Source organism: Promicromonospora sp. NPDC052451 (assembly GCF_044547525.1).
Classification (GTDB): Bacteria; Actinomycetota; Actinomycetes; order Actinomycetales; family Cellulomonadaceae; genus Promicromonospora.
Window position 1 is genome coordinate 109,043 of sequence record NZ_JBIUAP010000003.1, and the last position, 18,111, is coordinate 127,153.

Below are 18,111 nucleotides of genomic sequence, written 5' to 3' on the forward strand. Positions count from 1 at the left end.
GTGAACCCACCCACGGCGACGAAGGCGTGGCGCGTGGTCTCCCACGGGGAGCCCGAGCAGGTGCTGGAGCTGCACGACGTCCCGGTGCCGGAACCTGGTCCGGGCGAGGTGCTGGTCCGGGTGCGGGCCGTCGCGGTGAACTTTCCCGACGTGCTGCTGGCCCGCGGCGAGTACCAGGAGCGGCCGGAGCTGCCGTTCGTGCCCGGCATCGAGCTGTGCGGCGACGTCGTGGCGCTCGGCCCCGGCGTGGCCGAGGGGGACCGTGTGCGGGTGGGCGACCGCGTGGTCGGTTCGAAGATCGGGGTGCTGGCGCAGTACGCGACGGTGCCGGTGCAGGCGGTGCACCCGGCGCCGTCGGCGCTGGACGACGCGCAGGCTGCCGCGCTGACGATCGCGTACCAGACGGCGTGGTTCGGGCTGCACCGGCGGGCCGGGCTGCGGGCGGGCGAGACGCTGCTGGTGCACGCCGCCGCGGGCGGCGTGGGCACGGCCGCGTGCCAGCTCGGCAAGGCCGCCGGGGCACGCGTGGTCGGAGTGGTGGGCAGCGACCGGAAGGTGGCGGCGGCTCGCGCCGCGGGCGCGGACGAGGTGTTCCTGCGCGACGACGACTGGGTGGGTGCGCTGCGCCGCCCGGGCGCGGACGTGGTGTTCGACCCGGTGGGCGGCGACTCGTTCGAGCGCTCCACGCGCTGCCTGGCGTTCGAGGGCCGTCTCGTGGTGGTCGGGTTCGCCGGCGGGCGGACGCCGACGGTGCGCCCCGACCTCGTGCTGGTGAAGAACTACGCGGTGCTCGGCCTGCACTGGGCCCTCTACCAGCAGCGTCGCCCCGACCTGGTGGACGCCGCGCACGCCGAGCTGGAGCGGCTCGCCGCCGACGGCGTGCTGCGGCCGGTGCTGGGCGACGTGGTCGGGTTCGACCAGGCGCCCGCCGCCGTGGCGCGGCTCGCGGGCGGCGCGACGACAGGGCGGCTCGTGGTCAAGGTGGCCGACGACGCCGTGGTCGGCCCCGGCACCGGCGCGGAGAAGGGGGCGGGCGCATGACCGGCGAGCAGGCGGCGCGCCTGCACGACCTGAGCGGCCGCGTGGCCCTGGTGACCGGCGCGGCCCGCGGGATCGGCGCGGCGTACGTGCGGACCCTGCACGACGCCGGGGCGCACGTCGTGATCACCGACGTGCTGGAGGCCGAGGGCCGGGCGCTGGCCGACGAGCTGGGGGAGCGGGCCCGGTTCGCGCACCTGGACGTGACCGACGAGGACGCCTGGGAACGCGTCGTGGGCGGGGTGGCGGGCGAGCTCGGCGGCGTGGACGTGCTGGTCAACAACGCGGGCATCGCGAACGCCGCCCCGATCGAGCACTTCACGCTCGCCAAGTGGAACGCCGTGCTGGCGGTCAACGCCACGGGCGTGTTCCTGGGCTGCCGGGCCGTGGTGCCCGCGATGAAGGCCGCCGGGCGCGGCTCGATCATCAACGTCTCCTCGGTCGAGGGCCTGCGCGGCAGCCGCAGCCTGCACGGCTACACCGCCTCGAAGTTCGCGGTGCGGGGCCTGACCAAGTCGCTCGCCGTCGAGCTCGGCCCCGCCGGGATCCGGGTCAACTCGGTGCACCCCGGCCTGGTGCTGACCGAGATGAGCACGCGGATCGACCCGGAGACGCTGATCATCCCGCTCAGCCGCCCGGGCGTGCCCGCCGACCTGGCCGGGACCGTCCTCTTCCTGGCGAGCGAGGCGTCGGCCTGGATCACCGGCCAGGAGATCGTGGTCGACGGCGGCATGACCAGCGGGATCCCGCACCGGTAGACCCGCCCGGCTCCACCCAGCACGACGAGGTGCCACGAGAGGGGAACGATGACGCACGAACTTCCCGGCCTGGACGTCGCCGGCCTGGCCGCCTGGCTGGCCCGGGAGCACCCGGAGCTCGCCGGGCCGGACTCCGGCTCGGGCTCCGGGGAGGCTCCGGGCCTGACCGCGACCCTGATCACCGGCGGGCGCAGCAACCTCACCTACCGGGTGGACGGCGCCGCCCGCCCGCTGGTGCTGCGGCGCCCGCCGCTGGGGCACGTGCTGTCCAGCGCGCACGACATGCGCCGCGAGCACCGCGTCATCACCGCCCTGGCGGGGACGGTCCCGGTGCCGCCCACCGTGGCGGTGGTGGACGACACCGGCGCGGGAGAGGTGACGGGCACGGTGTTCTTCGTCATGGAGCACGTCGACGGCGCCGTCCTGGCCCGGCCCGAGCACAACGCCGCCTGGACCCCCGCGGGCCTGCGCGCGCTGTCCGTCGAGCTGGCCGAGGTGCTGGCCGACCTGCACGCCACCGACCCCGCGGCCGTCGGGCTGGCCGACTTCGGCCGGCCCGCCGGGTACCTGACCCGCCAGCTCACGACCTGGCGGCGTCAGTACGACGCCTCCCGGTCGCGGCCACAGCCGCTCCTGGACACCCTCCAGGAGCGGCTGGGCGCCACGGCGCCCGACGACGGGGCGCGCACCGGGATCGTGCACGGCGACTACCGGCTCGACAACCTGCTGGTGTCCGGGCCGCCCGGCACGCCGCACGTCGCGGCGGTGCTGGACTGGGAGATGGCCACGCTCGGGGACCCGCTCGTGGACCTCGGCATGCTCGGCATGTACTGGGACATCCACGAGCTGACACGGGCGGCGGGCGTGGTCGGCGTCGCCGGGGCGATCGTGCCCGGTGCGGGCTACCCGGACTTCGCCGAGGTCGTCGACGCGTACGCCGCCCGTGCCGGCACCACCGTGCCGGACCTCGCCTGGTACCGCGCGTTCGCCTGCTACAAGCTCGCGGTCATCCTCGAGGGCATCCACTACCGGTACACCGGCGGCCAGACCGTCGGCGCCGGGTTCGACACGATCGGCGCCCTCGTGGAGCCACTGGCCCGCGAGGGGCTGGCCCGGCTCGGCACCTCGCCCGGCGACCGCGCCGGAACGACAGGAGGAGCCTGATGGACCTCGCCCCTGACGCGACCACGCGGGAGATCACCGCCCGGGTCCGCGACTTCCTGGTGGACGAGGTGCTGCCGGCCGAGCCCGTGCTCGCCGCGCAGGTCGCGGCCACGCCCGAGGACTGGTCGTTCCGGCCCGTCGTCCGGCAGCTCCAGGCCACCGCGAAGGAGCGAGGGCTGTGGAACCTGTTCCTGCCGCCCGGGGGTCCGGCTGCGGAGCGCGGCGGCGGCCTGACCACCCTGCAGTACGCCCCCGTGGCCGAGCTGACCGGGTACAGCCCGCGGCTCGCGCCCGTCGCCATGAACTGCGCCGCCCCCGACACCGGCAACATGGAGCTGCTCGCGCACTTCGCCACGCCCGAGCAGCGCGAACGCTGGCTCGACCCGCTGCTCGACGGCGCCCAGCGGTCCGCGTTCTGCATGACCGAGCCCGCCGTCGCGTCGTCGGACGCCACCAACATCGCCACGCGGATCGCGCGCGACGGTGACGAGTACGTGATCACCGGCCGCAAGTGGTTCGCCACCGGCGCCATGAACCCGGACTGCGGGCTGCTGGTGGTCATGGGCAAGACCGACCCGGACGCGCCACGGCACCGGCAGCAGTCCATGGTGCTCGTACCCCGAGAGACCCCTGGTGTCACCGTGCTGCGTGGCCTGACCGTGCTGGGCTACGACGACCGCGACCACGGCGGCCACGCCGAGATCGTGTTCGACGACGTCCGCGTGCCCGCGTCCGCCCTGCTCGGCGGCCAGGGCGAGGGGTTCGCCATGGCCCAGGCGCGGCTCGGCCCCGGCCGGATCCACCACTGCATGCGGGCGCTCGGCACGGCCGAGCGTGCCCTCGACCTGGTGCGCGAGCGCGCCGCCGAGCGGGTCGCGTTCGGTGGTCCGCTCGCCGACCAAGGCGTGGTCCGCGAGTGGGCGGCGACCGCGCGTACCGAGATCGAGGCGTTGCGCCTGCTCGTGCTCAAGACCGCCTGGCTCATGGACACCGTCGGCAACAGGGCCGCCATGACCGAGATCCAGGCGATCAAGGTGGCGGTGCCCCGCGCCGTCGGGCAGATCCTGGACCGCGCCGTCCAGGTGTTCGGCGCCGCCGGCGTGTCCGGCGACCACCCCCTGGCCGAGCTGCTCGCCGGCGTGCGCACCCTGCGCCTGGCCGACGGGCCCGACGAGGTGCACCTCGCCTCCCTCGGCCGGGCCGAGCTGCGCCGTACGCCCTACCTCGCGCGGCCGGCGGGCGGTCCGGCCACCTGATCCTCGCCCCGGTCCGCTGCTCGGTCCCTCAGCCCGTCCCCTCACCCGGCCCCTTGTTCAGCCCGTCGCCCCGTTCGTCGACCGTCGAAGGAGACCTCAGATGACGCACGCACCCGACACCCTGCCGCCCGCCGCGCCGGACCCCGCCGTCGACGGGCCCGGGTACGGCACCCTGTCCATCGCGAGCATGCTGGCCGAGACCGCCCGCCGGTTCCCCGAGCGGCCCGCGCTGTACTTCGCGGGGCAGACCACCACCTACGGCGACCTCTGGGACCAGACCCGGGCCTACGCCGGGGCGCTCGCGGCCCGGGGCATCGGGCCGGGCTCGCGCGTGGCGATGATCGTGCCGAACGTGCCCGACTTCGCGCGCGTCTACTACGCCACGCTCGCGCTCGGCGCCGTCGTCGTACCCGTGCACCTGCTGTTCCGCGCCGACGAGATCGAGTTCGTCCTGCGGGACGCCGGGGCCGACGTCGTCGTGGTCGCCGCCCCCATGCTGGCGGAGGCCGCGCCCGCGGCCGCCCGGGCGGGTGTGCCGCTGCTGACCGTGCTGCTGCCGTCGGACGCCGCCGCCGGTCTCGCCGAGCGGGGCACCCCGGTGGCGCGGCTGGAGGACGAGGCCGCCGTGGCGACGCCGATCGAGCGGCACGCGGGCGTGAACCCGCTGGCCGCGGCCACGATCCTGTACACGAGCGGCACCACGGGCACCCCCAAGGGCGCCGTCGGCTCGCACCTGGCGATGGTCGAGCAGGTGCACTGCTCCCTGATCGACTCCTTCGACCTGCAACCCGACGACGTGGTGTACGGCGGCCTGCCGTTCTTCCACTCGTTCGGCCAGATGGCTGTGCTGAACATGGCGTTCCGGCGCGGCGCGTCGATCGTGCTGCTGCCGAGGTTCGACCCGGACGAGGCCCTGGAGCTGCTGGTGGCGCACGGCGCGACCGTGTTCACGGCGGTGCCGACCAACTTCGCGGGCATGGTCGAGGCGGCCCGGCGCACGGCGGCGCGGCCCCCGCTGCGGTTCGCTGTCTCCGGCGGCGCGGCCCTGCCGGTGGCGCTGCTGGAGGCGTTCGAGGAGGCGTTCGGCGCGCAGGTGCACGAGGGCTACGGGCTGACCGAGACGTCGCCGTCGTGCACCTTCAACGTGACGTCCGAGCCCATCCGGCCCGGCACCGTGGGCCGCCCCATGTGGGGCGTCGACGTGGCGGTGGCCGTGGCTGAGGTGGAGGACCGGGTCGAGCTGCTGCCCGCCCCGGCGCGGGGTTCGGCGCCCGGGGAGCAGAGCGACCTGGGCGAGATCGTGGTGCGCGGGCACAACCTGATGAAGGGGTACCTGGGGCGGCCCGACGCGTCGGCGGCCGCCGTCGTGGACGGCTGGTTCCGTACCGGCGACCTGGGCACCGTGGACGCCGACGGCATCGTGACGATCGTGGACCGCAAGAAGGACATGATCATCCGCAGCGGCTACAACGTGTATCCCACGGAGGTCGAGGCGGTGCTGGCCCGCTACCCGGGCGTCGCGCTGGCCGCGGTGTTCGGCGTGCCCGACGCGACGCGCGGGCAGGAGGTGCACGCGGCCGTGGTGCCGTCCGACGGCGTGGCGGTGGACCCGGACGCCGTCGTCGCCTACATGCGTGAGCACGTGGCGGCGTACAAGTACCCGCGGGTGGTGCACGTGTCCGCCGACCTGCCGCTCGGCCCGAGCGGCAAGGTGCTCAAGCGCGAGCTCACGGCCCGGTACTCGGCGCAGGGCTGACGTCCGATGCGTCAAAGGTGCGCTTCTACCCAGTCATCAGGCCCAGACACGGCGGTCTTCTGGGCACGATGGCTGGGTACAAGCGCACATCGTGCGCCCCCGAGCCCACCTCCTGGACCGGTTCAGGCCGGGGGCAGGCCCAGGTGGTGCTCCACCGCCGTGCGGATCACGTCGGGCACGGGGACCGGCCGCCGTGCCACCTGGTCCACGAAGACGTGCGTGAAGGCGCCCGTCGCGTACGCCGCGCTCCGGTCGGGGGCGCCCGCGCGCAGGATCGCCAGGTCCCAGGTGAGCGAGGTGCGCCCGAGGCGCCCGACGGCGACGTCGACCTCCAGCTCGTCCGGGAACGACGCCGGGGCCAGGAACTCGCACGAGGACGCCCGGGCGAGCCCGATCACGTCGCCCGCGGGGTCCAGGCCGGCGTGCCTGATGAGCCAGGTGTTCACCGCGGTGTCCATGGCCTCGTAGTAGACGGTGTTGTTCATGTGCCCGTACTGGTCGTTGTCGTTCCAGCGCAGGGGAAAGGGGTGCCGGTAACCCATGGAGGCATCTCCTTCGAGGTCGGGGTCCGTCGCAGCGTAGCCCCGCACCGGAGGGGGTGTGCAACGTATTCGCAGATGATGCATACTGGACATGCAGATCGACGACGATCGGAGGACCGATGACGCTCTCACCCGAACCGCCCGGCGGCACCCTGCTGGAGGCGGACTTCTACGCGTTCCAGGACCTGCTCACCCCGGCCGAGCAGAAGAAGGCGCTCGCGGTCCGCGAGTTCATGGAGCGCGAGGTGCGTCCCATCGCGGACGACTACTGGGAGCGCGCCGAGTGCCCCGTGCACCTGTTCAAGCCCTACGCGCAGCTCGGCACCATCGGGTCGGGCTGGGCCGAGACGCAGGGGGAGGAGACCTCGGCCGTGTTCCGCGGCTGGGTGGGCATGGAGACGGCGCGCGTCGACTCCTCGTTCTGCACCTTCATCGGTGTCTCGGGCGGCCTGGCGATGACCTCGATCGGCGTCGGGGGCAGCGCCGAGCAGCGCCAGAAGTGGCTGCCGCCCATGGCGGCCGGCGACCTGATCGGAGCGTTCGGGCTCACCGAGCCCCTGGCCGGCTCCGACACCGCCAAGGGCCTGCGCACCACGGCCACCCGCACGGGTGACACCTGGGTGATCAACGGCGCCAAGCGCTGGATCGGCAACGCGACGTTCGCCGACGTCGTCGTCATCTGGGCCAAGGACACCGCCGACGACCAGGTCAAGGGCTTCCTGGTGCGCAAGGGCACGCCCGGCTTCACGGCCACCAAGATCGAGCGCAAGCAGTCCCTGCGCATCGTGCAGAACGCCGACATCGTGCTCGAGGGCGTCCGCGTGGACGAGGCCGACCGGCTGCAGGGCATCGACAGCTTCCGGGACGTCGCCAAGGTGCTCCGCATCACGCGCGACGGCGTGTCCTGGCAGGCGCTGGGCACCATGATCGGCGCCTACGAGGCCGCCGTGGCCTACACGAGGCAGCGCGAGCAGTTCGGCAACCCGATCGCGAGCTACCAGCTGATCCAGGACAAGCTCGCCACGGCGTACGCGAACGTCACGGCGAGCTTCGCCATGTGCGTGCGCGTGGCCCAGCTCCAGGACCTCGGTACGCAGAAGGACGCCCACGCCGCGATGGCCAAGGCGTTCGTCACCACCCGCATGCGCGAGACCGTCGCGCTGTGCCGGGAGGCGTGCGGCGGCAACGGGATCACACTGGACCATGGCGTGGCCCGGTTCTTCGCCGACGCCGAGGCCGTGTACACGTTCGAGGGCACCAAGGACATGAACCAGCTCATCGTGGGCCGGGCGATCACCGGCCACGCGGCGTTCGTCTGACCGGCTCGAGGAGGAGCAATGACCGAGGCGTACATCGTCGCCACCGCGCGCTCGCCCATCGGGCGCGCCCACAAGGGGTCGCTCAAGGACGTCCGCCCCGACGACCTCGCGGCGCAGATGGTGCGGGCCGCCGTCGACCAGGTGCCGGGTCTGGACCCGGCGCGCATCGACGACCTGCTGCTGGGCTGCGGCCTGCCCGGGGGCATGCAGGGCATGAACATGGCGCGCATCGTGGCGGTGCTGTGCGGCTGGGACACCGTGCCCGGCGCGACCGTCACGCGGTACTGCAGCTCCAGCCTGCAGACCACCCGCATGGCCTTCCACGCCATCAAGGCGGGGGAGGGCGACGTGTTCGTCTCGGCGGGCGTGGAGTCGGTGAGCTCGTTCGCCACCGGGTCGAGCGACGACATCCCGGGCGTGGACCTGCACAACCCGGTCTTCGCCGACGCCCTGGCCCGCACCGAGAAGCGCGCCGGGGCCGGTACCGGGCTGTGGACCGACCCGCGGCTGGAGGGCGCGCTGCCCGACGCGTACATCGCCATGGGTCAGACGGCGGAGAACGTCGCGGCCCTGCGCGACGTGACGCGCGCCGAGCAGGACGAGTTCGCCGCCCGCAGCCAGCAGCGCGCACAGGCCGCCATCGCGTCCGGTTTCTGGGCCCGGGACATCACGCCGGTCACCCTGGCCGACGGCACGGTCCTGGCCGCCGACGACGGCCCGCGCCCCGGCACGACCGTGGAGACGCTGGCGACGCTGGAGCCGGTGTTCCGCCCGGACGGCACCGTCACCGCGGGCAACGCCTGCCCCCTGAACGACGGCGCCGCCGCTGTCGTGATCGTCTCCGGCCGCGTGGTCGAGGAGCTCGGGCTGACCCCGCTGGCCCGCATCGTGTCCACCGGCGTGAGCGGGCTGTCCCCGGAGATCATGGGGCTCGGCCCGGTCGAGGCCAGCCGGCGGGCGCTGCGGCGCGCCGGGCTCACCGTCGACGACATGGACCTCGTGGAGATCAACGAGGCGTTCGCCGCGCAGGTCATCCCCTCGGCGCGCGAGCTCGGCGTCGAGCCCGAGCGGCTGAACGTCAACGGCGGCGCCATCGCCGTGGGGCACCCGTTCGGCATGACCGGCGCGCGCATCACCTCCACCCTGATCAACGCGCTCGCGGACGCCGGGGGCCAGTACGGCCTGGAGACGATGTGCGTGGGCGGCGGTCAGGGCATGGCGATGGTGCTGGAGAAGCTCTGATGCGGATCACCGGCGCGGTGCTGGAGCGCTGCGGCGCGCCCGCGCCCTACACGGAGTCCCGGCCGGTCACGGTCGGGCCGCTGGAGCTGGACCCGCCGGGCGAGCGCGAGGTGCTGGTGCGGATCGAGGCCGCGGGGCTGTGCCACTCCGACCTGTCGGTCGTGGACGGCAACCGCGCCCGGCCCGTGCCGATGCTGCTCGGCCACGAGGCCGCCGGGATCGTGGAGGCGACCGGCCCGGGAGCGCGCCTCGCCGTCGGGCAGCGGGTGGTCATGACGTTCCTGCCGCGCTGCGGGCAGTGCGCGCAGTGCGCCACCGACGGTCGGCTGCCGTGCGGCGTCGGCTCGGCGGCCAACTCCGCCGGGACGCTCGTGGGTGGTGGGAGGCGGCTGTCCCGGGAGGGGCAGGAGGTGCACCATCACCTCGGGGTGAGCGCGTTCGCGACGCACGCCGTGGTCTCCGAGACCTCCGTGGTGCCCGTGGACGACGACGTCCCGCCCGACGTCGCCGCCCTGCTGGGCTGCGCGGTGCTGACCGGCGGTGGCGCCGTCGTGAACGCCGGGCGGCCCGCGCCGGGCGACCGGGTCGCCGTCGTCGGGCTGGGCGGCGTCGGCATGGCGGCGCTCCTGGTCGTGGTCGCGCTGGGGCACGAGGTCGTGGGCGTCGACGCCGTGCCCGCCAAGCTCGACCTGGCGCGCGAGCTCGGCGCGAGCCTCGCCGTCGGGCCGCAGGAGGCTGCCGACCGGGGGCTGCGTGCGCCCGTCGTGATCGAGGCCGCGGGATCGGCCCGCGCCTTCGAGACCGCCTACGCGCTGACGGCCCCGGGCGGCACCACCGTCACGGTCGGCCTGCCCCACCCCGACGCCCGGGCGAGCGTCTCGCCGCTCAGCCTGACCGCCGAGGCTCGCACCGTGGTGGGGTCCTACCTCGGCTCGGCCGTGCCGGGCCGCGACATCCCGCGCTACGTGGAGCTGTGGCGGGCCGGGCGCCTGCCCCTGGAGCGCCTGGTGTCCGACCGCATCACCCTGGACGACCTGCCCGCCGCGCTCGACCGCCTCGCGTCCGGCGCGGCGCTGCGGCAGCTCGTGATGTCCTGATCCTGACGCGTCGCACAACGACGTCCACCGAAGTTCACGCAACGAGAGGAAACCCCTGATGACTCGTACCGCCATCGTCACCGGAGCGGCTCGCGGCATCGGCGCCGCCACGGCCCGCCGGCTCGCGCAGGACGGCTTCGCCGTCGCCGTCCTGGACCTCCTGGAGGACCAGGCCAAGGACACCGCGGAGGCCATCGTGGCCGACGGCGGCCGCGCGCTCGCCGTCGGCGTCGACGTCGCCGACGAGCAGTCGGTGGCCGACGCCGTCGCCCGCGTCGCGGCAGAGCTCGGCGCGCCCACCGTGCTGGTGAACAACGCCGGCATCCTGCGCGACAACCTGCTGTTCAAGATGTCCGCGGGTGACTGGGACGCCGTGCTGGGCGTGCACCTGCGGGGCGCGTTCCTCATGACCCGGGCCGTGCAGGCGCACATGGTGGAGGCGAAGTACGGCCGCATCGTGAACCTGTCCTCGACCTCCGCCCTCGGCAACCGCGGCCAGGCCAACTACTCGGCCGCCAAGGCGGGCATGCAGGGCTTCACCAAGACCCTGGCGATCGAGCTCGGCAAGTTCGGCGTCACCGCCAACGCCGTGGCGCCCGGCGTGATCGAGACCGACATGATCCGCGAGACCGCCGAGCGGATCGGGGTGTCCCTCGGTGACTACCTGAGCGTGGCCGCGAAGGACGTGCCCGTGGGGCGCGTGGGCCAGCCCGAGGACATCGCGAACGCCGTGTCGTTCTTCTGCTCCGAGCAGTCCGGGTTCGTCTCGGGCCAGGTGCTGTACGTGGCGGGCGGGCCGAAGGCGTGAGCGCGGCCGGGGCCGGTGCCGTGGCGGGCGGCGCGGAGGCCGGCGCGGGCGGCGTCATCGTCGTCGCCTCGCCGGACGCGCTCGCGGACGCCGTGGGCCGGACCGCCACGGGCGAGTGGTTCGAGGTCACGCAGGAGCGCATCGCCGCGTTCGCCGACGCGACCGAGGACCACCAGTGGATCCACCTCGACGCCGAGCGGGCCGCAGCCGGACCGTTCGGCTCCACGATCGCGCACGGGTACCTCACGCTGTCGCTGCTGCCGCACCTGGCGTCCTCGCTCGTGCAGGTGGGTGGCGTCGCCATGGTGATGAACTACGGCATGGACCGGCTGCGATTCCTCAGCCCGGTGCCCTCGGGTGCGCGGGTGCGGGCCGTCACCGAGATCCTCTCGGTCGAGCCGGCGGCCGCCGGCGTGCGGCTCGCCTCCAAGGTCACCGTGGAGATCGAGGGTGCGGAGAAGCCGGCGCTGGTCGCGCACACGGTGTCGCTCTACGTGCCGGAGGTCTGACCGGCGCGGAGCCGTGTTGCTGTGAGTAGACGTTGTCTACTCACAGCAACACCCACCCGGGGCAGTGACCTCCCCGGCATGCCTCCGCCGCAGTGTTGTGGCCTGGATGGTTTGACAGCGCGCACCGGGCGCTGTGTACTGGTGTTCTATCGAACATGCGTTCGTAGAGTGCTCCACCACCGGTCTCCTGCCGGCAGGCACCATCGCTGGAGGGACATGACCGTCGTAACCATCTCCTCGAGGACCAGCCCCGACGCCACCGACGCCGCCGCCACGAAGCACGCACAGGCGCTCGCGGCGCTGCGGCACGCCGAGGCACGGACCGGCGTGCGCAGGCAGGCCACACCTGCCCGGGCCGGCCAGGCACCGCCGGCCGAGCACCCGCACGAGCCGTCCCACGAGCTGTCCCAGTCGCCCCACGGGCCCTCCCGGAGACAGGTCCGGGCGCTACGGGGCGGGCTCCTCACCGAGCCGGTGCCGGTGCCGGGACCGGTGCCGGTGCCGGGACCCGCGGCTGCCGAGGCGCGCCCTGCCGAGCCCGCACCGTCGCACGGCCGGGTGGGGCATCCGGACGAGCGGGCGCGCGTGCTGCCCGTGCACCCGCACCTCGCGGACCTCCTGCCCGACGGCGGGCTGCGGGCCGGTACCACCGTGGCGGTCCGGGGGTCGACGTCGTTGCTGCTGACGCTGCTGGCCGAGGCGTCCCGCGACGGGGCGTGGACGGTGCTGGTGGGGTACCCGGCCGCCGGGATGGCCGCCGCGGCCGACGCCGGGTGCGACCTGGGGCGCACCCTGATGGTGCCGCTGCCGGCCGGGTCGGGCGTGGACGCGCCCGCGGTGCTGGCCGCGCTGATCGACGGCATGGACGTGGTGGTGGTCGGCCCGGAGGTGACCCTGCTGGACCGGGACCGCCGTCGGCTGGCGGCCCGCGCCCGCGACCGGGGCACGGTCCTGCTCTCCTCCGCTCCCGCGCTGAGTGCTGGATCTTCGCCCTCTCGAACCGGTTCGACAGGGCGAAGATCCAGCACTCAACGCGCAGGGTGGGTGGGGGCGGACGTGGTGCTGGAGGTCGTCGGCGGGGGATGGGGTGGGATCGATCATGGGGTGGGGTGGCTGCGGCGGCGGACCCTCCGGGTGCGGCGCACCGGGCGGGGGAGCGCGGCGCGGCCGCTGCACCTGGACGTCGAGGTCCCGGTCTGCCGGGCGGCCGGGGGCACGGAACCCGTGGGGGCGCGGGACGAGGGTGTCGGGGGCCGGCCGTCGCTGGAGCTGGTGGGATGACCGCCGGCGACGGGACCGCCACCCGCACGGCGGCCCTCTGGGCGCCCGACTGGCCCGTCGTCGCGGCCCTGGTCGTCGCCGGGCTGGGGCCCGAGACGCCGGCGGCCGTCACGGGCGGCCCCGGCGGGCGGATCGTCGCGGTGTCCGCGCCTGCCCGCAGCGCCGGGGTGCGCCGCGGCATGCGCCGGCGCGAGGCCCAGGGGCGCTGCCCCGACCTGCAGCTCTGGGTCGCGGACGACGCCCGCGACGCCCGCGAGTTCGAACCCGTCGCCGTGGCTGCGGAGACCGTGGTCTCCGGGCTGGAGATCGCCCGCCCGGGTCTGCTCCTGCTGCCGTCGGGCGGCGCGGCCCGGTACCACGGCTCGGAGCACGACCTGGCGCGCGAGCTGACCGAGCAGGTCGCCGTCCGCACCGGCCACGAGTGCCAGGTCGGGGTGGCCGACGGCTTCCTGGCCGCGGTGCTGGCGGCCCGGGACGACGCCGTCGTGCCGCCGGGGGAGTCGCGGGACTACCTCGCGCCCCGGCCCGCCGCGACGCTCGTGCACGCCCGGCCCGCCGACCGTGCCCTCACGGAGCTGGTCGACCTGTGGCGCCGGCTCGGCGTGCGGACGCTCGCCGACCTCGCCGCCCTGCCGGACGCCGCCGTCGCCGCCCGGTTCGGCGACCTCGGCGTCTGGGCGCAGCGGCTCGCCCGCGGGCAGGACGTGCGCCCGCCTGCCCGGCGCCGGCTCGTCGAGGACCTCACCGTCACCGAGGAGCTGGACCCGCCGGCGCACCGGGTCGACGTCGCGACGTTCGCCGCCCGCCGCCTGGCCGAGCGCCTGCACGACGACCTGCACCGGCGCGGCCTGGCGTGCGGCCGGCTGCGGATCACGGCGCGCGCCGTCGACCCGGTCACGGGCGAGGCCCGCACCCTGGAACGGCTGTGGCGCGCCGACGACACGCTCGGCGGGCTGTCGGCCGCCCGGATCACCGACCGGGTGCGGTGGCAGCTCGAGGGCTGGCTCACGGCGTCGTCCCTGCGGCAGGGCGAGGCGCCCGCCCCGATCGCGGGCCTGAGCCTGGCCGCCGAGGAGGTGACCCCCGCCGGGGCGCTGCAGCCGCGCCTGTGGGGACCCGGCGCGGGCGAGGACCTGCGCGCCCGTCGCGCCGTCGAGCGCGTCCAGGCGCTGCTCGGCGGCGATGCCGTGCTCACCGTGCGGCTCCAGGGCGGGCGCGACCCGCGCGACCGTGTCCAGCTCGTGCCCCACGGCGAGCACGTGCCGCCCGAGCGCGCGCCCGACCGGCCGTGGCCCGGGGCCCTGCCGCCGCCGGCGCCGTCCGTGGTGCTGCCCGAACCCGTCCTCGCACGGGTGCTCGACGCCGAGGGGCGGCCGGTGGTGGTCGACGTGCGGCTGGCGGTCAGCGGGGACCCGGCGCGCGTCGTCGTGCCCGGGGACGGTGCCGGCGGCGGGGTGGCAGGCGAGGCGGGAAGCGGCCTCGACGTCGTGGTCGTCGACTGGGCCGGGCCGTGGCCCGTCGCCGAGCGGTGGTGGACGCCCCGGGGCAGACGCCGCGTGTTCCTGCAGGTGACGACCGATCTGCCCGGGGACGTGGGCCTGCTGCTGTCGTCGTCGGCAGGGGAATGGTCGTTGGAGGCGCTCTATGACTGAGGGCGTGCCGTACGCCGAGCTGCACGCGCACTCCGCGTTCAGCTTTCTCGACGGCGCCTCCCACCCCGAGGAGCTCGCCGCGGAGGGCGCGCGCCTCGGGCTGGAGGCGCTCGCGGTCACCGACCACGACGGGCTGTACGGGGTGGTGCGGTTCTCGGAGGCTGCGAAGAAGGTGGGGCTCAGGACGGTGTTCGGGGCGGAGCTGCACCTGCCGGTCCCGGCGGGTTCCGGCGGCGCCCCCGTGCTCGACCCGCCCACCGGGATCCCCGACCCGCGCGCCACGCACCTGCTCGTGCTGGCACGCGGGGACCAGGGCTACCGCAACCTGTCGAGCGCGATCGGCGCGGCGCACCTCGACGCGGGCGTCAAGGGGGCCGCGAACTACACGCTCGAGGCGCTGGGCGAGGCGTCGGGCGGTGAGTGGCTGGTCCTGACGGGCTGCCGCAAGGGCGCCGTCCGCCGGGCCCTGACGCCCTCGTTGAGTGCTGGATATTCGTCCTCTCACAACGTTTCGGCAGGGCGAATGTCCAGCACTCAACTGGCGGGGAACCGGGCCGACCGGTTCGACGCCGGGCGGCGGGAGATCGAGCGGCTGGTCGACGCCTTCGGGCGGGACAACGTCGCCGTCGAGATCACCGCCACCGGCGACCCGCGCGACGCCGACCTGCACGACGCGCTCGCCCTGCTGGCCGCCGACGCCCGCCTGCCGCTGGTCGCCACGACCGCCGCGCACTACGCGCGCCCCCGGGACGCCGACCTGGCCGGGGCGCTTGCCGCCGTCCGGGCGCGGTCGAGCCTGGACGACCTGGACGGCTGGCTGCCCGGAGCCCCCACCGCCCACCTGCGCAGCGGCGCCGAGATGGCCCGCCTGCACCGCCGGTACCCGCAGGCCGTGGCGACGGCGGCCGCGCTCGGGGCGGAGTGCGCGTTCGACCTGGACCTCATCGCGCCGAACCTGCCGCCCTACGACGTACCGCCTGGGTACAACGAGGCGTCCTGGCTGCGCGAGCTCGCCTACCGGGGAGCGGAGGGGCGGTACGGTCCCCGGACGGGCAACACGAAGGCCTGGAAGCAGATCGAGTACGAGCTGGACATCATCATCCGCCTGGGTTTTCCCGGGTACTTCCTCGTGGTCTACGACATCGTGGAGTTCTGCCGCACCCACGGGATCCTCGCGCAGGGCCGGGGCAGCGCCGCCAACTCCGCGGTCTGCTATGCCCTGGGCATCACCGCGGTGGACGCGGTGAAGTACGGCCTGCTGTTCGAGCGGTTCCTCGCCGAGGCGCGCAACGGCCCGCCGGACATCGACGTCGACATCGAGTCGGTGCGCCGCGAGGAGGTGATCCAGCACGTCTACGAGAAGTTCGGGCGTACGCACGCGGCGCAGGTCGCGAACGTCATCTCCTACCGGCCGCGCTCGGCGGTGCGCGACGCCGCCCGCGCGCTCGGCTACGACATCGGGCAGCAGGACGCGTGGTCCAAGAGCATCGAGCGCTGGGGGTCGCTGAAGCCGCCGTCGGCCCCGGCGCCGTCGGGCGGCACGATGCCCGACGAGGCCGGCAGGGGCGGCGGGACAGGCACCGGTGGCACCGCGGCGTCGGCAGCGCCGCGGAACAAGACCGCCGCCAAGGATGCCCGCGTCGCAGCGCTGTGGGGCCCGCGGGAACCGCGCCCGCACGCCGGGCACCGGGACGGGGGCCGGCCTGGCCCGGGGCGTACGAACGCGGGCGCTCCCGGCGTCTTCGTCGACGTGCTCGCCGAGGAACCGCGTGCCGCCGGCGAGCCCCGGCCGGCCCGCGCCGACGACACCCACGACGTGGTGCCGTTCCGCACGCCGCCGACGGCCGCGGAGGAGGGGGAGATCCCCGACGACGTGCTCGACCTGGCCGACCGGATGCTGCGCCTGCCCCGGCACCTCGGCATCCACTCGGGCGGCATGGTCATGTGCGACCGGCCGGTGATCGAGGTGGTCCCCGTGGAGTGGGCCCGCATGGAGGGCCGCACCGTGCTGCAGTGGGACAAGGAGGACTGCGCCGACGCGGGACTGGTGAAGTTCGACCTGCTGGGCCTGGGCATGCTGACCGCGATCCGGTACGCGTTCGAGTTCGTCGAGGAGCACACGGGCGAGGTGCTTACGCTGCACGGGCTGCCGCAGGACGACGAGCTCGTCTACGACCTGCTGTGCGCCGCCGACACCGTGGGCGTGTTCCAGGTGGAGTCGCGTGCCCAGATGGCGACCCTGCCGCGCCTGCGGCCCCGGACGTTCTACGACATCGTCGTGGAGGTCGCGCTCATCCGGCCCGGGCCCATCCAGGGTGGGTCGGTGCACCCCTACATCGAGCGGCGGCGAGAGCGGCAGAAGGTGGAGTACCTGCACCCCCTGCTGGAGAACTCCCTGGGTCGCACCCTGGGCGTGCCGCTGTTCCAGGAACAGCTCATGCAGATGGCGATCGACGTGGCCGGGTTCTCCCCGAAGGAGTCCGACCAGCTGCGGCGGGCCATGGGGTCCAAGCGGTCGCAGGAACGCATGGAGGCACTGCGCGAACGGCTCTACGCGGGGATGACCGAGAACAAGATCCCGTCCGAGGTGCAGGAGGAGATCTTCGAGAAGCTCAGAGCCTTCGCCGACTTCGGGTTCCCCGAGTCGCACGCCTACTCCTTCGCGCACCTCGTCTACGTGAGCTCGTCGCTCAAGGTGCACCACACCGCCGCGTTCTACGCGGGACTGCTCGCGGCCCAGCCCATGGGGTTCTACTCGCCGCAGTCCCTGGCCGCTGACGCGCGCCGGCACGGGGTGCGCGTGCTGCGGCCCTCGGTGGTGAGCTCCCGTGTGCTCGCCTGCGTGGAACGCCTGACCGACGGCGATGGCGCCGGCGCCGGCGACAGCCAGGCCGGGCCACCGGCGGAGTCGGTCCCGTCCGCGGTGCGGCTCGTTCGGGCCGACCCGGCGCTCGCCGTCCGCATGGGCCTGGAGTCGATTCGCGGCATCGGCAAGGACAAGGCGGAGGAGATCGTCGCGGCGCGCGCCGAGCGGCCGTTCGCCTCGCTCCGGGACCTGGTGCGGCGGGTCGAGCTGTCCACGGCGCAGCTCGAGGCGCTCGCCACGGCCGGGGCGCTGGAGGCGCTCGGCGTCGACCGCCGGGCGGGCCTGTGGGCCGCGGGCGCGCTGGGCCAGGAGGGGCCGACGACGCTGCCCGGCGTCAGCGTCGGCGTCGACGCCCCGACCCTGCCCGGGATGAGCGAGGTGGAGTTGGCGCAGGCCGACGCCTGGGCCACCGGCGTCACCCCCGACTCCTACCCCACGCAGCACGTGCGCCCGGGGCTGGAGGCCGCGGGCGTGCTCACCGTGGCGCAGGCGCTGGCGACCGAGTCGGGTCGCCGGGTCGCCGTCGGCGGGGTGGTGACGCACCGGCAGCGGCCGGGCACGGCCGGGGGAGTGACGTTCCTGTCCCTGGAGGACGAGACGGGGCTGCTCAACGTGATCTGCACCGTCGGGCTGTGGCAGCGGTTCCGGAGGGTGGCGCGGTCGGCGCAGGCCATGGTGATCAGGGGGCGGATCGAGGCGCAGGACCCGGAGGACGACGGCGCCCCGCTGCCGGAGGATGGCCGTGCCGTCAACCTCCTGGCGGAGCATCTTGCGCCGCTGACGATGGCGGTTGCGGGGCGGTCGCGGGACTTTCGGTAGGTGT

General features: G+C 74.7%; 14 protein-coding genes. 13 read left to right on the forward strand and 1 reads right to left on the reverse strand.

Annotation, left to right across the window (positions count from 1 at the left end):
- The 5 genes from ACIG47_RS06245 (at position 1) to ACIG47_RS06265 (ending at position 5,972) form a co-directional block, all read left to right on the forward strand.
- On the forward strand, positions 1 to 1,041 hold the full coding sequence (locus tag ACIG47_RS06245; protein ID WP_397430074.1) for an NADPH:quinone oxidoreductase family protein: 1,041 nt from the start codon (positions 1 to 3) through the stop codon (positions 1,039 to 1,041).
- The gene (locus ACIG47_RS06250; protein ID WP_397430075.1) at positions 1,038 to 1,796 is read left to right on the forward strand and encodes an SDR family NAD(P)-dependent oxidoreductase; all 759 of its coding nucleotides are present in this window, start codon (positions 1,038 to 1,040) and stop codon (positions 1,794 to 1,796) included. Before ACIG47_RS06245 ends, ACIG47_RS06250 begins: the two co-directional genes overlap by 4 nt.
- 48 nt (positions 1,797 to 1,844) lie before the next feature.
- Complete coding sequence (locus ACIG47_RS06255; protein WP_397430076.1) at positions 1,845 to 2,960, forward strand: phosphotransferase family protein; 1,116 nt, start codon at positions 1,845 to 1,847, stop codon at positions 2,958 to 2,960.
- A complete protein-coding gene (locus tag ACIG47_RS06260; protein ID WP_397430077.1) occupies positions 2,960 to 4,216 on the forward strand; it encodes an acyl-CoA dehydrogenase family protein in 1,257 nt (418 codons plus the stop codon). Before ACIG47_RS06255 ends, ACIG47_RS06260 begins: the two co-directional genes overlap by 1 nt.
- 100 nt (positions 4,217 to 4,316) lie before the next feature.
- A complete protein-coding gene (locus ACIG47_RS06265; RefSeq protein ID WP_397430078.1) occupies positions 4,317 to 5,972 on the forward strand; it encodes an AMP-binding protein in 1,656 nt (551 codons plus the stop codon).
- A gap of 122 nt (positions 5,973 to 6,094) precedes the next feature.
- Here ACIG47_RS06265 and ACIG47_RS06270 read toward each other — a convergent pair whose 3' ends face one another.
- Complete coding sequence (locus tag ACIG47_RS06270) at positions 6,095 to 6,514, reverse strand: acyl-CoA thioesterase (RefSeq protein ID WP_397430079.1); 420 nt, start codon at positions 6,512 to 6,514, stop codon at positions 6,095 to 6,097.
- A 119-nt stretch (positions 6,515 to 6,633) separates the two neighbouring features.
- On the opposite strand from ACIG47_RS06270, the gene ACIG47_RS06275 reads away from it, so the two are divergent.
- The 8 genes from ACIG47_RS06275 to ACIG47_RS06310 all read left to right on the forward strand — a co-directional run bounded on the left by ACIG47_RS06275 (position 6,634) and on the right by ACIG47_RS06310 (position 18,107).
- Entirely contained in the window at positions 6,634 to 7,833 is a 1,200-nt protein-coding gene (locus tag ACIG47_RS06275; protein ID WP_397430080.1) for an acyl-CoA dehydrogenase family protein, read from the forward strand.
- Between the two features lie 18 nt (positions 7,834 to 7,851).
- Positions 7,852 to 9,075, forward strand: a complete 1,224-nt coding sequence (locus tag ACIG47_RS06280; protein ID WP_397430081.1) for an acetyl-CoA C-acetyltransferase — start codon at positions 7,852 to 7,854, stop codon at positions 9,073 to 9,075.
- The gene (locus ACIG47_RS06285) at positions 9,075 to 10,172 is read left to right on the forward strand and encodes an alcohol dehydrogenase catalytic domain-containing protein (protein WP_397430082.1); all 1,098 of its coding nucleotides are present in this window, start codon (positions 9,075 to 9,077) and stop codon (positions 10,170 to 10,172) included. Before ACIG47_RS06280 ends, ACIG47_RS06285 begins: the two co-directional genes overlap by 1 nt.
- Before the next feature lie 58 nt (positions 10,173 to 10,230).
- Complete coding sequence (gene fabG, locus ACIG47_RS06290) at positions 10,231 to 10,980, forward strand: 3-oxoacyl-ACP reductase FabG (protein WP_397430083.1); 750 nt, start codon at positions 10,231 to 10,233, stop codon at positions 10,978 to 10,980.
- Positions 10,977 to 11,489 (forward strand): MaoC family dehydratase, encoded by a 513-nt coding sequence (locus ACIG47_RS06295; protein WP_397430084.1) that lies wholly within the window; start codon positions 10,977 to 10,979, stop codon positions 11,487 to 11,489. The genes fabG and ACIG47_RS06295 overlap by 4 nt, the downstream gene beginning before the upstream one ends.
- Before the next feature lie 216 nt (positions 11,490 to 11,705).
- Positions 11,706 to 12,770 carry a hypothetical protein gene (locus tag ACIG47_RS06300; protein ID WP_397430085.1) on the forward strand — a complete coding sequence of 355 codons (1,065 nt, stop codon included), beginning with the start codon at positions 11,706 to 11,708 and terminating at the stop codon, positions 12,768 to 12,770.
- Positions 12,767 to 14,422 (forward strand): DNA polymerase Y family protein, encoded by a 1,656-nt coding sequence (locus ACIG47_RS06305; protein WP_397430086.1) that lies wholly within the window; start codon positions 12,767 to 12,769, stop codon positions 14,420 to 14,422. Before ACIG47_RS06300 ends, ACIG47_RS06305 begins: the two co-directional genes overlap by 4 nt.
- Complete coding sequence (locus ACIG47_RS06310; RefSeq protein ID WP_397430087.1) at positions 14,415 to 18,107, forward strand: PHP domain-containing protein; 3,693 nt, start codon at positions 14,415 to 14,417, stop codon at positions 18,105 to 18,107. The genes ACIG47_RS06305 and ACIG47_RS06310 overlap by 8 nt, the downstream gene beginning before the upstream one ends.
- Positions 18,108 to 18,111: the final 4 nt, after the last annotated feature.